The organism is Natronorubrum halalkaliphilum, from assembly GCF_009834785.1.
Taxonomy (GTDB): Archaea; Halobacteriota; Halobacteria; order Halobacteriales; family Natrialbaceae; genus Natronorubrum; species Natronorubrum halalkaliphilum.
In genome coordinates this window covers 112,690-127,358 of sequence record NZ_WUYX01000015.1, presented here as the reverse complement: position 1 = coordinate 127,358, position 14,669 = coordinate 112,690, and the positions used below count along the sequence as shown (strand labels likewise).

The window sequence follows — 14,669 nt, the reverse complement described above, 5'->3', positions numbered from 1 at the left end:
ATCTGCCTTCAGTCGTTCATAGATACATAAATATGTTATTCAGATATCCACACACGCAGATATCGAGTACCACCGTACTCACCCTGTTTCCGCGGCTAGATGATGATTGGCTATACATTTACACGGACCATCTTCGTAATCGCGATCAACTCATTTTTTATTCAGCCGTACGAACAACGCTAGCAATCGAATGTCTCGCCCCCGATCCGTCTCTATCGTCGTTCCTGTTTACAACGATTCGAGCGGCGTTCAGTCGACGCTCGAGTCCGTACTCGAGCACACTGACCCTTCTGCCGAACTCGAGATCATCGTCGTCGACAACGGTTCGACGGACGAAACACCGCAGGTTGTCGAACGATACGCTCGAAGCCACGATCACGTCGTTCTCGAGACGGAGGCAGACATGCAGGGATCGTACGCCGCCCGAAATACGGGTATCGAGCGTGCGACCGGTGAAATCCTCGTCTTTCTCGACGCAGATCAATGGGTCACGCCGGGATGGCTCGAGAGCGCACTCGACCGACTGACCGAACTCGAGGCCGACTATCTCGCCCCGAATATCCGTCTCAAGGCACCCGACGACCCGTCGCCGGTTGCTCGGTACAACCTCATCTCGGGGTTTCCGATCGAAGGGTTCCTCGAGCAACACCACTACGCCCCAACATCGTGTCTGTTCGTTACTCGGACACTTCTCGACGATGTCGGCTCGTTCGACGAGCGCCTCGTCTCCGGCGGGGACCTCGAATTCGGGAACCGCGTCCACGACGCAGGGTACGACCTCGAGTACGCGCCGGAAGCCACAGTGATTCACCCGACCCGAGACTCGTTTCGATCGTTAATTGGCCGAAATGTCCGGATCGGTCGCGGCCACTGCCAACTCCAGCGATACTATCCGAACCGATACGGTCGCGTGGGGATTCCACCTCGGCCGAGCGGGATCCGACGCGAGCAGTACGACGCATCGATGAACGCGGTGGTCTACAACGCAATTGCAACCGTCATGACCGCCGCTCGCGGCTTCGGATACTATCGCGAGTGTCTGGGGATCGGCCGCGATCGATTTGCATCCACGCTCGATTCAGTCTTCGATCGCAGTGTCGGCCCCTAACTCCGCTTATTTCAGTAACTCCCGCGAGTCGCTGTCGATCGCCCAGGTCCCATCGCTGTCTTCGCGCCACAGTCGGACTCGAGCGATCACCAGCGACAGATGCGCGTCGAAGACCGCATACGGTGCCTGGAACGGGCCGAGGAGATCGCGATGGCCGAGAAGGACGAAGCCGATAAACGCAACCACGCCTGCGATCCCGATCAGTGGTACCGTCGTCAGTAGGCCAAGGAAAACGAGCGCGGCTCCGCCGATCGACAACCACGGCGAAATCGCCAGGAACCACCAGTTAACCGGGAGTACCAGACGGCCGTACCACCCGTGTCGCCCGAGGAGATCGCGGTTGCGATCGAGGAGTTGCAACAGCCCCATCGCACGGCGGTCCTTTCGCGCGCGTCGGCCGCGGATGTTCGAGACACTGGCCTCCGTAAACTGCATCGCGGGATCCATGATCACGCGCTTTCCCGCCTTGCGAACGGCGACGGCGATTTCCGTGTCGTCTGCCAGTGAGTCGCCTGCGATCGGTTCGAAGTACTCCTTGCGGAAGGCGAAACACGGACCGTGGACGATAAACGTCGAATCGAGATGCGATTCGAGCGCTTGGTTTTGCGCCTGAAGATCGCGGTAGGACTCTTCGACCTCGCTGTCACCCAGCACGTCGATCTGGCGTCCGGTGACGCCGCCGACTGCTGGATCGGCGAGATTCGAAACGGCGTGGGAAATCGCGTCCTCGTGAAGTCGCGAATCGCAGTCGGTGCGAAAAATCACGTCGTGATTCGCCGCTTCAATCCCGCGGTTGACCGCTCGAGCGACGCCGCCACGATCGTCCTCTTCGATCAGGGTCACCGCGGGACGGTTCCCTTCGGCGAAGAACTCGCGGACGAGCGTGGCCGTCTCGTCGTCGCTCGAGTCGACGATGACGAATTCAATCGACTCGGCCGGATACGCGAGGGAGCACAGTTGCTCGAGTGCGTCTTCGATGATCGCCGCTTCGTTGTACGTTGGGAGGACGATACTCACTGGTTCGACGACATCGGTCTTCGCGGCGGGAGATCCAGTCGGAGAGACGAGTCGATAGGCCACGAGATAGAGCGCGTACGGGATTCCCGCGACGGCGAGAAGCAGGAACCCGAACCAGAGCAACAGCATTAGTGGCATCGTACGAACCGTCGTGTATAAATATTGACGGAGTTGCGGAGAGGGTTCCCAATCCGATACTGTGTGATGAACGGGTCAAAGACGGCGTCTATTCTCGAACGGTCAGTTCGCGGCCGTGTCGCATACTCCAATACATTGAGTGTCTTATAGGTTTGTCACTTCACCGGTCAGTCTCCGAGTACAGAAATACAGCGTTCAGTGGCTGTTAGGGGTGCGGATATCAACACACGGCGAATAGATGACAAGGCTTATTCTTGACTTGTGTCTGGTGCAAGCTAATGAGTACGGACACCGAACACGTCGAGGAAGGAACCGAAACGTCCTCCTCGTTCCTCGAGACGTGGGAAGACTGGTACCACATCCCCGTTATCGGGGCTGTGGTGCTGTTCATGTTCTGGGTGCGAACCCAGGCATACGACAGATTTGTCACCGACGACGGGACGCCCGCGCTGGGCGGCGTCGACTCGTGGTATCACTGGCGAACGATCGAATGGACATCGGAGAACTATCCGAATACGATGCCGTACGAGGTCTGGACCGGATTCCCGACCGGAAACTACGTCGGGCAGTTCGGGACGTTATTCGACCAGATTATCGTCACCATCGCGATGATCGTCGGCCTCGGTGATCCGTCGACGAGCACGCTCTACACCGTCGCATTGCTCACCGTTCCCGCGATGGCAGCCCTCATCGCGATCCCCGTCTTTTACATCGGTCGACGCCTCGGCGGCACGGTCGGTGGCCTCGTCTCCGTTTTGATCATCGCACTGATCCCCGGGACGTTCCTCTTCCGAACGACTGTCGGGCAACTACAACACCACGTTGCGGAAGTCCTGTTCATGGCGATCGCGGTTCTCGCGATGATGGTCGCGCTTCGAGTCGCCGAACTCGAGCAACCGATTTACGAACTCGCCGTCGACAAGGACTGGGCGACGCTTCGAAAGCCAGCAATCTACAGCGCCCTCGCTGGACTCGCGCTGACGCTGTATATCTGGGTCTGGCCGCCTGCTATCGTGCTGATCGGAATCTTTGGCGTCTTCTTCGCCGTTCAGCTCTGTCTGGACCACGTCCGCGGCGTTTCCCCGGATCACGTGGCCTTCGTCGGTATCGTCAGTCTGAGCACGACCGCGCTCACCACGGCCCTGTTGATCGAAGAATCGGGAACGAGCGTCACAAGTTTCAGTTATCTGCAGCCGGTAACGGCACTCCTCGTCGCCGTCGGCTGTCTGTTCATGGCCTGGTTCGCTCGAGAATGGAACAACCGCGACATCGACCGTCGATACTATCCAGCGGCAATAGCCGGCTTGATCGTCGCGGCGTTCGGAGTCATGTGGCTCGTTCTCCCCGACCTCTACAGTACGCTGGTCGGCAACCTCACGGGCCGACTCCTTCCACTCGACCCAGGGACGGGGACGCTCACCATTTCGGAGGCCCAGCCGCCGGATGACTTCACGAACCACGTCTTCGACGAGTTCGGAGCGGCGTTCTACACGATGCTCGCCGGACTCGCATTCCTCGTGGCCCGACCGTTCCTCGGACGCGAGTACCGCGCCGAGTACACGCTGGTCATCGTCTGGTCGCTGTTCCTGATCAGCATGGCCGCGACGCAGGTTCGATTCGCTTACTACCTCGCGCTGGCGGTCGCCGTCGTCAACGCCGTCTTCGTCGCGGATATCGTCCGGATCTTTAATCTCGATCTCAGAGGCGGCGTCGACTCGATTCGTCAGATCGAGACTTACCAGATCATCGTCCTGTTGATGGTCGTCTTGCTCCTGTTCGCACCGCTGCTCCCGCCGATCGCTGCCGACGAAGATACCGCGTGGGAGCGGGGCGAACGCGTCGGTCCGCATCACGAAGCGATGAATTGGGAGGAATCGAACCACTGGCTCGCCGACAACACGCCGGAACCGGGTAACTGGGGCGATGCAGAGCGTGCCGACGAACTCGAGTACTTCGGCACCCACGAGTACCCGGAAGACGGTGACTACGACTACCCTGAAGGCGCCTACGGCGTGATGTCGTGGTGGGACTACGGCCACCTGATAACGACCCAGGCCGAGCGGATCCCGCACTCGAACCCGTTCCAGCAGAACGCACGGTCGTCCTCGGCGTTCCTGACCGCCGAGTCCGAAGTGGAAGGGGAACTAATCCTCGATACGATCGCCGCCGGCGAGTCGCCACTCGACGACGACAACAACCTGCACTCGGAGGCCGAACTCGAGTCGATGGCCGAGGACGCCACGCACGAGGAGATGCGGTACGTGATGATCGATCACTCGATGGCCAGCGGAAAGTTCCCAGCGATCACGGAGTGGTCCGGACCGGACTACACCCACTACATGACGCCGTCGGACTACGAGCCGGGGCAGTCACTGCACGTGGATGATCTTCAGGAGACCTACGATACCGCCCCGTACCACGACACGATGCTGTCTCAGCTATACTTCGACGACGCGGGTGGCATGGAACACTACCGGGCCGTTCACGAGAACGAGGGTGCCGGAACGGCGCTCTTCGCCAGCTACGCGCAGGTGTTCAACGAGGAGGAACTGCCGGAACAGCAGGCCCAACAGATCGCCTCCCTGGGCTATGAGGACGGTGAAGTGCTTCAGATCGACGACAACGGCGACCTCGCTCCGCCGGGCGAGGGCCAACCCGCAGTCACGGTCAACCAGCAGACGAGTCAGAACGAGGCGATGCAGCTCCAACAGAGTCCGATCTACGAGGTCTTCGACATGCAAACCGCTGCCGCCGTGAAGACCTACGAGCGCGTCGAGGGGGCGACCCTTACCGGCACCGTCGACGACGAGGACGAACTGCTCGATGAAAACGCCACGGTCCGCGTCGACGTCGGACTCGAGACGAACGCTGACCGCGCGTTCAACTACACGCAGGAAGTCGAACTCGGAGAGGACGGCTCCTTCGAGGTGACCGTCCCGTACGCGACGAACGACGAACTCGGCGTTGACGACGGCTACACGAACAGCAGCGTCGAGGCGATTGGTGAGTACACGCTGTCCGTCGGTGAACCCGGCGAGGACGGCTACGAAGGACAGACCGCCGTCCCCGAGACCGCAGTGATCCAGGGCGAGACGATCGACGACATCGAGTTCGAGCAGACCGAACTCGAGGATCCCGCGGAAACCGAGGAAGACGAAGAGCCCGAAGTCCCAGATGAGGGTGACGACGTGATCGACGGCGATGACGGCGACAACGAGAGCGAGGAAGGCGTCGAGACCGAGGAGAACTAAGTTCGACGCCTGCCGCTCGGAGACGATCCAGAACGGTTTCTGCTCCGTAGTACGATTTGCACGAGGTACTTCACAGCAGCGGAGGCGAGTAAGATGCTGGTCGATATCGTCTTCAAGAAGCTCGCTCGAGGCCGAACTCGATTATTTGACTATTTGACTATTTGACTATTTGACTATTTGACTATCTAACTCGCTAAACAACCCGTTGGAAATCACGTACTCGACGCCCTACTATAACGGACTCACTCAGATCGAGATATCATCGGAATTACTATCCCCTCTCACTATTTGCGGGCTCGTCTTCGTCTCCGGTCGGATCAGGGCCAAGCGACCGAAACGCGATCGTCGGGAACCGGGGCTCGAGCGAGCTCGGTCGTCGCCCGCTCCCGTTTGCGGGGAGCGGGACGCGATCGATGACGCCCCGGTCTGCGAGTTCGTAGAGGAAGCGCTTGACCGTCCCCGCGGTCAGCGACGATCGAGCGGCGATCGCCGTCGCAACTTCGCGGATGGGTTTTTCGTCCGACTCGACCGCGACGAGGTCCAGCAGGACCCGCTGGCGCGTCTCCGAGAGCGCGAGTACCCGATCGAGATGGACGCCGTTCTCGGGAATGTCGGCCTGTGCCGTTTCGATGTGGTGTGGTTCGATGCGGTCGCTCCCGTCTTCGGTCGCGAGGACGCCGGCACCGAACAGGACCGCGAGCGCGTCGTGGGCGTCGCCGTCGGCCCACATCGCAATTTCGCGGATCGATTCGTGGTCGAGTGCGCCCGCCGCGAGACCCGTCGAGGCGCGATCCGTGATCACGTCGACGAGTTCGTGGTGGCGGTAGGCCGGCACGGCGACGGTGGGGTAGTCGTCGGTCCAGCCGTCGGGGAGCGAGTGACCGACTGCGACGGCCGTAACGCTTTCGTCGACCGGCTCGAGCAAGTCTCGAGTTCGATCGTACGTGAGGGATTCGGGCTCGTCGTGGTGGTCGATCGCGATCACTGCGCGGTGGGCCGGCCGACCCAGCCGCTTGCGGAATCGCCCTCGCAGTTCGTCGGTCCCGACGCCGCTCTCGGGGACGGGTTTTGTCGCGATCACCGACAGGACGGCTCGGTAGAAGGCGAACGCGCTCTCGACGCGTCGGCCGTCAACGTAGACGAACCAGGTCACCGGGCCCGTGCTACCGGCGCGCGTCGTCGTCCCGATCGTTCGAGTCGACTTGCCGAGTTGCTCGTTTAGCGCGTCGAACAACGCGGTTACGGTCGCCGAGGTGCCCGATCCGGAGGGACCGACGACGGCGACCGGCGGCGGCAATTCGCCGTCGAACGCGGGCTCGAGCGCGTCGAGCAGTTGCTCCAGAACGGGACCGCGGCCCACCGGCTCCGTCCGGTGGACCACTGGGCTGAGGTGATCGCGGTCGACGACGACCGCCCGACCCTGTCGCGCCGATCGCCGTCGCGCGATACGTTCCTCCAGATCCATTACCCCGCCTCCTGTCGCTTGCGCCGGTCGGCGTCGCGGTCCGCGCCGACGAGTGCCGCCTCGAGGACCTCGAGGGTGTGTTTGATCTCGTAGCCGGTGCCGTGTCCCATCTGCATCGAGCAGGTCGGACACTCCGTGAGACCGGTCTCTGCGTCGGCGTCCTCCATGTGCTCGAACATCTCCTCGCCGATTTTCATCGACGTCTCGTAGTTTTCGGCTTTCCAGCCGTACGTGCCGGAGATTCCCGAACAGGAATCGCCGACGTCGTGTGCGTCGATGCCGTCGATTGCGTCCACCACTTCGATCGTCTGTCCATCGAGTCCCTGGTTACGTGAATGACACGGTGCGTGATAGGCGAAGTCCTCCCCTTTGACGGACGTCCCCTCGAGTTCGCCCTCGAGGTCCTCGTGGACCCGGAGATATTCGATGGCGTCCCAGGTATTCTCGGCGACGTTTTTGGTATTCTCGAAGTCGAACAGTTCGGGGTATTCCTGGCGAAGCGACATCGAACAGGAGCTACACGAGGCGACGATATCGGCGCCGTCTTCTATCGCCGCGCCGAGTTCGCGGACGTTCGTCTCGGCGGCCCGTCGGGCGTCGTCGAGCATGCCGTTGGCGAACATCGGCGTCCCCGAACAGGACTGTTCTGGGACCATGATCTCGTAACCGAAGTGCTCGTAGACGCGGACCAGGGCCTTCGCCACTTCGGGCGTGTTGTAGTTCGAATAGCAGCCGTGGAAGTAGGCGATGCGCTTGTCGGGGTTTTCGACCTTCGCGTCGCCGCGTTTCGCTCGCGCCTCCCGCGCTCGCTTTTTCGAGGTGGCGTTGCCACCTCGCTTCGTCCACCATGCCCGGAAGGTTTCGGTTGCGAACTCGGGAAGGTCGCGCTCGCTCGTGATTCCGAGCGTTTTCTCACCCAGCCACTTGGTCACGGACAGCCCCATCACGAAGTTCGCAGTTCGGGGGAATGCGGCTCCGAGCGGGGCGAGCCGCCGGTAGTTCGCGAGGATCCGGTTTCGGATATACTCGCGCGAGAATTTGTCCATGTTCTCCTCGACGTACTCCCCGCGTGCAGTGTTGTGCATCTGCGAGAGGGGGACCTCGGAGGGGCAGGCGCTGTCACAGCGCATGCAGTTCGAACACTTCATCACTGAGTCGTCGATATCGTGGTCGCCCTGCCGTTTGAGCCGCCACTGTTCGGGTCCCTGGAACTTCGGTCCGGGGAACTCGTCGTCGACCTCGGCGACCGGGCAGTTGGTGTCGCAGGTCGAGCACTTGTAACAGTTGTCCGCTCCCGGACGGAGGTCCATCGATTCGGCTTCGGGGAAGACCTGAACGGGTTCGAACTCGTCGTCTTCCGCGCCCGGTACGTGATCGTCGGTCGGTTGCTCTGCGTCGCTCATGAAAGTATCACCTGCGCCAGTCTGTCGGTGTCGCCGTCACCGTCGCTGTTGCTGCCGATGTTGCTGTCGGTGTCAGTATCGCTCGAATCGCTCGAACCGCTCGAACCGCCCGTGTCGTTCCGCCGGTTAGTCCCGGTCACGATCCGGGTTCTCGCGTCCGGCAGTCGTCCTCGACGTCGCTCGAGACGTCTATCGCTCATTCGTCCACCTCCTCGGCCGCCCGGGTCCCGGCGACGTAACCCGTCGCAAGCGAGACGCCGGCCCCGGATTTCTCGGCCGCGAAGTCGTAGCCGCCGAGCACCGCGCCAGCCGCTCGCAGGTTCGCAAACTCCGGTTCGCCGTCCGCATCGAGCGGGCGGAGCTCGCGGTCGGGTGCGAGCCCGAACCGGGCGTAGGGCTGTTCGCCGAAGACGTCGTCGACGAACCAGTCGTAGCGATCCGACGCGTGGGGGACGTGGCAATCGAAGATTGGTTCGAACACCCGTTCGCGTTCGGAGCGGACGCCCTTGCCGACCAGTCCGCCCGTCGCGAGGACGTACTGGTCTGCGCGGTGGGGGATTTCGGCGCCGTGGCGATCCACGACAACGTGGTCGATACGAGCAGTCTCGCCCGACTCACTCTCGGTCTCGTATCCGATCACCGGGACACCCGACGCCGTTCGGACGCCCGCGTCCTCGAGGGCCTTGTACAACAGATCTTCGAGCCGCATTCCGGGCAGACTCGGCGGCCCCATCGGGACCTCGAAGACGTCTGCCCCCAGGGCATCCGCGAGGTCGGCTCGCACCTCGTCCGCGTAGTCGTCGCCCAGAATCGCGGGGAAGCCGACACGGCACTCGCCCTCGAGGCGGGCCTCGACGGTCGTCGCAAGCGCCTCGCGTGCGGAGGTCTCGCCTGCGCCCGTCGTGACTGATTCATCGCGATCGAGCAGGTGGGCGTAGCGCGTGACCTTCGCGTCGTCACGGACGATGCCGGGGAAGGAGACGGTGACGCCGCGGGCGTCGAAGGGGGCGCCGGCCGCCTCGAGATGGGCCGCAGCCAGCGGGGCCTCGAAGTCGGGCAGGGTCTCGAAGCCGACGAGCAGGGTGTCTCGAGGGTCACTCGCGAGCCCGGACGCCGTCGAGACGGGGTACCGGGCGGTCGGTTTGACGGTACCGCCGTGGGTGGGGACGAGCGCGTTCGCGTCCGTGTGTTCGCCCGCATACGCCGCTCCGGCAACGTCGTCGAAAAACGACAGCGCGTCGCGGACCGCGTCGGTTCCGACGCGTTCGTAGGGATGGCCCTCGGGAAGGTCCGCGAGCGCGTCGAAGGGATCGACGAGCGGCCCCTCCCCGTCCGGGGTGTAGCCCAGAACGTCGATCAAGCCGCTCGCGTGACGCAGCGTGCTCTGTTTGTAGGTGACGAGTCGGACTCGAGCGCCTCCCTCTGCAGCAGCCAGCGCCGACGTGACGCCGGCTAGACCGCCGCCGATCACGAGGACGTCGTCCTCGATGGCCATTCACGGATCACCCCGTCCGTCAGCACGACGCTCTGGGGCGGGGCGGCCGCCGTCGAACGCCGCGTAGTCGAGCGACTCCGATTCGGCCGCGTTCGCCGGGTCCCGATCCCGATTCATCGTCGTCGCGTGCAGCGCGTAGTTGAGCATCGCCTGCGAGAGCTGTTCGCCCCAGAGGGCGTGGCGCTCGCCCTTCCAGCGCTCCTGGAACAGCTCGTCCAGCGCCGCTCGAACCGTCGGCTCGTCGTATTCGGGGTGGAGTTCGTTGGCCATATTCGCACAGCAAAAGCCGCCCTGGCAGTTCCCCATCGACGCGCGCGTTCGGATTCGAACCGCGTTCAGGTCCGATCCGGACTGGGAGATGGCATCCTGTACCTCGGCGCGCGTCACGCCTTCGCACTGGCAGATGACCGGGTTTGCGTCGTCCGTTCCGAGGACGTCGCTCGCACGACTTCCGAGTCGCTGTTTGCTCCGGCGAGCGACCGGCGATCGAAGTCCGAAGTCGTCCATGCCGGCCTCGAGCGTCTCGATATTCTCGCTGCCGGGCAGCGGTTCGTCGGCGGTCGCACAGGACGCGGAGACGCCCAGTTTCTCGCAGACGTGATCCGAGATTTCCTCGGCCATCGCCCGGTAGGTCGTGAACTTGCCGCCGACGATACTGGACATCCCCGAGACGCCGTCGCGGTCGTCGTGATCGAGGAGGAAGAAGTCCCGCGTGATGTCCGTCGGGTCCTGCGTACCGGTTCCCGGCGGCTCGTACAGTGGACGCACGCCCCAGAACGAGCGGATCGTCCGGGCTTCCTCGAGGATCGGGACGAGTTCCGAGAGGGTGTCGATCATCTGGTCGACCTCCCAGCGTTCCTCGGGGTAGTCGTCCGGATCCGCGACCTCCTCGTCGGTGGTGCCGAGAATCGCCGTCGTCTCGTGGGGGACGATGATGTCGGCGTCGCCTTTCGGCTTGCAGCGGTTGATGACGGTGTCGACCTGGCGGACGTTCATGATCGTCATGACGCCCTTCGAAGGCCGGACCTCGATATCGAGGTTCGCCATCTCGCCGATCTGGCCGGCCCACGCGCCCGTTGCGTTGACGACGTATTCGGCGGTAATCTCCTCCGTCGTCCCCGCCGCCTCGTGAGTGCGTTTTCCCGGCCCGGATTCGTGACGGACCTCCACGCCGTAGATGTCGTCGCCGTCGCGCAGGAGGTCGATCACTTCGGCGTGGGTCTCGACGCGCGCGCCGTGTTGCTCGGCGTCGAGCGCGTTCGCGACGCAGAGTCGGAACGGGTCGACCGCGCCGTCGGGGACTTCGATCGCCCGTTTCACGTCGTTCGCGAGATAGGGTTCGACCGCCCGGGCCTCCCGTCCTGAGAGGACGCGCGCGGGAATGTCACACTCCCGGCAGCCCTCGAGTTTTTCCCGGAAGTACTTATCCGAGTCCTCGGGTCGCTGGACGAACAGGCCGCCGGTGAGTTCGACGCAGTGGCCCGCGATCTCCCGGAGGATCTCGTTTTCTTCGATGCACTCGGTCGCGCTCGCCTGATCCGAGACGGCGTAGCGACCGCCGCTGTGCAAGAGCCCGTGCATCCGCCCGGTCGTCCCGTCGGTCAGGTTTTCCCGCTCGACGAGCGTCACCTCGAGCCCGCGCATGGCTAAATCTCTAGCAATACCACAGCCCGTCGACCCGCCCCCGAGAACGAGGACCTCGGTGTCATCTGCCATCCCTCTAGTGGTACCTCTACCCGCCCATCCTTTATTTTATCGGCGCTTATTGAACGGCCATAACAATAGGAACGGATTGTGCTACCTGCTGTTACCTCTCGTTCATTATTCGTTCACCGGAATCGGCGAGAACTGTCTCACGGAACGAAAGAAGCGAATAACGGCGACAATACGACCCATAACATAATTTAATTTACAAAAGTGAGATTATGGGTTCGGCAACATTTATAATGATAGTAGGGATTGTTTACCAGTATCACGCGACCGTCGGTAAACACGTCGTGTGGACGAGCCAAGGGGTGACTACCAGTGACAGCAAATACGTACGTCGGTGCAGTAGACCAGGGGACGACCGGGACGCGGTTCATCGTGTTCGATCACGGCGGCCAGGTCGTCGCGAACGCATACGAAAAGCACGAACAGATCTACCCGGAACCGGGCTGGGTCGAACACGACCCGATGGAAATCTGGGAGAACACGAAACGCGTTATTACACAGGCGCTCGGCCAGGCGGGCATCAGCCCCGACCAGCTCGAGGCGCTGGGCGTGACCAACCAGCGCGAGACCACGCTGCTGTGGGACGCCGACTCCGGCAAACCGGTCCACAACGCCATCGTCTGGCAGGACCGCAGAACCACGGACCGCGTCGAGGAACTCGAGGACGACGGCCAGGTCGGAACCATCCGCGAGAAAACCGGCCTCGAGGCCGACGCCTACTTCTCGGCGACGAAAGCCGAGTGGCTGCTCGACAACGCCGATCCGATCAAACTCGAGCGCTCGCGGCCCGAGGACATCCGCGACCGCGCTGAAAAGGGCGAAGTCCTCTTCGGCACCATCGACACGTGGCTGGTCTACAACCTCACGGGCAACCACATCACCGAGGTCACGAACGCCTCGCGGACGATGTTGTACAACATCCACGACCTCGAATGGGACGACGACCTCCTCGCGGAGTTCGACGTTCCCGAAGCGATGCTGCCGGAGGTCCGACCGTCGAGCGACGACGCCACGTACGGGACGACCGACGAGGAGGGCTTCCTCGAGGCCGAGATTCCCGTCGCGGGCGCGCTCGGCGACCAGCAGGCGGCCCTGTTCGGCCAGACCTGTTTCGACGCCGGCGACGCGAAGAACACCTACGGTACGGGCTCGTTCTTCCTGATGAACACCGGCAACGAGGCCGTCGAAAGCGACCACGGCCTGCTGACGACCATCGGCTTTCAGCGCTCGGGCGAGGACGTCCAGTACGCGCTGGAGGGATCGATCTTCATCACCGGGGCCGCGATCGAGTGGCTCGAAGATATCTCGCTGATCGAAAACCCGGCCCAGACGGCCGAACTCGCCCGCAGCGTCGACTCGACGGACGGCGTCTACGTCGTCCCGGCGTTTACGGGGCTGGGCGCACCCCACTGGGACCAGCGCGCACGCGGGACCATCGTCGGAATGACGCGGGGCACCCGCAAGGAACACATCGTCCGGGCGACCCTCGAGTCGATCGGCTACCAGACCCGGGACGTCGCGGAGGCGATGGAGGCCGATTCGGGCATCGAAATGACCTCGCTGAAAGTCGACGGCGGCGCGGTCAAGAACAACTACCTCTGCCAGCTTCAGTCGGACATCATCGGGTCGGAGATCGTCCGTCCGGTCGTCGACGAGACGACGGCACTGGGATCGGCGTACGCGGCCGGCCTCGCAGTGGGGTACTGGGACGACGTCGACAGTCTGCGCGATAACTGGCAGGTCGACCGCGAGTTCGAACCGGAGATGGACCGAGACGACGCCGACGAGCTGTACGACCGGTGGAACGACGCCGTCGACCGGTCGCTGGGTTGGGCGACAGACGGTGGTGGGAGTGAGTGAGCGCTCTCATCGATGCGCTCTCGAGTCTGCCCGAGATTCTCGCTTCGCTCGGCGGCGGCGCGTTCGGAGCGGCGTTCGGGCCGCTGCCGGCATTCGTCTTCACGGGCTTCATGGTGATCGCCGGCGAAGCGTCCGTTCTCGCCGGCGGTGACGGCTTCATAACCAGCCAGGTCGCATTCGGACCGGCGTTCTCACCAGCGGTCAGTTTCGCCGGCGGTGTCGCTGCGACGGCCTACGCCGCGAAGAAGGGGTACATGGAGGGGTTCGAGTCCGATTATCATCAGGCGAAGAACATCGCGCAGGCGCTCGGAACGAAACCCGACGTGCTCGTGGTCGGTGCCGTCTTCGGTTTGATCGGCTGGTGGATGCAAGTCGCGTTCGATACACTCGCGTTGCCGTACGACCCTATCGCGATGGGTGTCGTGCTATCAGCGATCTTCCATCGCCTCATTTTGGGCTACAGCATCATCGGTAAAGTCCGCGGAAGCAACGTCCTCGACATGAGTCCGTTCGAGCGCGAGGAGCGCCGCACCTCGGCGGACGGCGGGGAGAAGATGGTCGATCCGGTGGCATCGGAGACGCCCGAAGGCGGCGACGCGATCACGTCCGAACAGGAGGCCGGCGCGGCCGCCACCGGTCGGTTGGCCGTCGAACCGTGGCTCCCCCACCAGTACGAGTGGGGCCACGTCGCCACGCTGGGTGCGTTCGCCGGGATCCTCGGTGGCTGGATCGCCATCGCGACCGGGAGTCCGTTCCTCGCGTTCGGGATCAGCGCGGCGTCGCTGCTGTTCCTCAACCTCGGCATCGAAAAGGTGCCGGTAACCCACCACATCACGCTGCCCGCCGGGACGGCCGCACTCGCCGTGATGGCCGGCGGAGACGCCGTCATCGCGGGGGTCGGCCAATCCGGCGCGCTGCTCGTCGCGATCGTCTTCGGCGTGATCTGTGCGCTGTTCGGCGAACTGTTCCAGCGCGTCTTCTACGCCCACGGCGACACCCACGTCGACCCGCCGGCGGCCGCGATCGTCTTCGGGACGTTCCTCGTCGCGCTCATGTACTTCGCGGGAATCTTCCCCGACGCGTCGTGGGTCCCGACGCTCTGAACAGCTAGTCGATCTCGATACGATTTTTTAGAGTCGCTCGCTGACTCGAGCGGCGACACCATCGGGCGGACTACCGTCCCGATTTTCCTGCGTAACCACGGGGGCCGTAGTTACGC

At 63.1% G+C, this 14,669-nt stretch carries 10 protein-coding genes; 4 read left to right on the top strand and 6 right to left on the bottom strand.

Annotated features, from left to right (window positions below; all coding sequences use genetic code 11):
• The first annotated feature begins 190 nt into the window (after positions 1–190).
• Positions 191–1,108, top strand: a complete 918-nt coding sequence (locus GS429_RS03910) for a glycosyltransferase family 2 protein (RefSeq protein ID WP_160062906.1) — start codon at positions 191–193, stop codon at positions 1,106–1,108.
• Positions 1,109–1,114: 6 nt separating this feature from the next.
• Here the strand turns inward: GS429_RS03910 and GS429_RS03905 are convergent, their stop codons facing one another.
• Positions 1,115–2,254 (bottom strand): glycosyltransferase, encoded by a 1,140-nt coding sequence (locus tag GS429_RS03905; RefSeq protein WP_235920728.1) that lies wholly within the window; start codon positions 2,252–2,254, stop codon positions 1,115–1,117.
• 287 nt (positions 2,255–2,541) lie between these two features.
• Here GS429_RS03905 and GS429_RS03900 point away from each other — a divergent pair, with 287 nt between their 5' ends.
• Positions 2,542–5,514: an oligosaccharyl transferase, archaeosortase A system-associated gene (locus GS429_RS03900; RefSeq protein WP_160062902.1), complete on the top strand. Its 2,973-nt coding sequence runs from the start codon at positions 2,542–2,544 to the stop codon at positions 5,512–5,514.
• A gap of 271 nt (positions 5,515–5,785) precedes the next feature.
• On the opposite strand, the gene GS429_RS03895 is transcribed toward GS429_RS03900, so the two are convergent.
• From GS429_RS03895 to glpA, 5 genes are read right to left on the bottom strand one after another with little or no spacing between them, the layout of a single operon-like run.
• The gene (locus tag GS429_RS03895; protein ID WP_160062900.1) at positions 5,786–6,979 is read right to left on the bottom strand and encodes a Cdc6/Cdc18 family protein; all 1,194 of its coding nucleotides are present in this window, start codon (positions 6,977–6,979) and stop codon (positions 5,786–5,788) included.
• The gene (locus GS429_RS03890; protein ID WP_160062898.1) at positions 6,979–8,382 is read right to left on the bottom strand and encodes an anaerobic glycerol-3-phosphate dehydrogenase subunit C; all 1,404 of its coding nucleotides are present in this window, start codon (positions 8,380–8,382) and stop codon (positions 6,979–6,981) included. The genes GS429_RS03895 and GS429_RS03890 overlap by 1 nt, the downstream gene beginning before the upstream one ends.
• The gene (locus GS429_RS03885) at positions 8,379–8,582 is read right to left on the bottom strand and encodes a hypothetical protein (RefSeq protein WP_160062896.1); all 204 of its coding nucleotides are present in this window, start codon (positions 8,580–8,582) and stop codon (positions 8,379–8,381) included. The genes GS429_RS03890 and GS429_RS03885 overlap by 4 nt, the downstream gene beginning before the upstream one ends.
• On the bottom strand, positions 8,579–9,877 hold the full coding sequence (glpB, locus tag GS429_RS03880) for a glycerol-3-phosphate dehydrogenase subunit GlpB (protein ID WP_160062894.1): 1,299 nt from the start codon (positions 9,875–9,877) through the stop codon (positions 8,579–8,581). The genes GS429_RS03885 and glpB overlap by 4 nt, the downstream gene beginning before the upstream one ends.
• Positions 9,878–11,593 (bottom strand): anaerobic glycerol-3-phosphate dehydrogenase subunit GlpA, encoded by a 1,716-nt coding sequence (gene glpA, locus GS429_RS03875; protein ID WP_160062892.1) that lies wholly within the window; start codon positions 11,591–11,593, stop codon positions 9,878–9,880. It abuts the gene before it with no gap.
• A 309-nt stretch (positions 11,594–11,902) separates the two neighbouring features.
• Here glpA and glpK point away from each other — a divergent pair, with 309 nt between their 5' ends.
• The gene (gene glpK / locus GS429_RS03870) at positions 11,903–13,450 is read left to right on the top strand and encodes a glycerol kinase GlpK (RefSeq protein ID WP_328821231.1); all 1,548 of its coding nucleotides are present in this window, start codon (positions 11,903–11,905) and stop codon (positions 13,448–13,450) included.
• On the top strand, positions 13,447–14,553 hold the full coding sequence (locus GS429_RS03865) for a DUF7973 family transport facilitator (protein WP_328821230.1): 1,107 nt from the start codon (positions 13,447–13,449) through the stop codon (positions 14,551–14,553). Before glpK ends, GS429_RS03865 begins: the two co-directional genes overlap by 4 nt.
• The last annotated feature ends 116 nt before the right edge of the window (positions 14,554–14,669 follow it).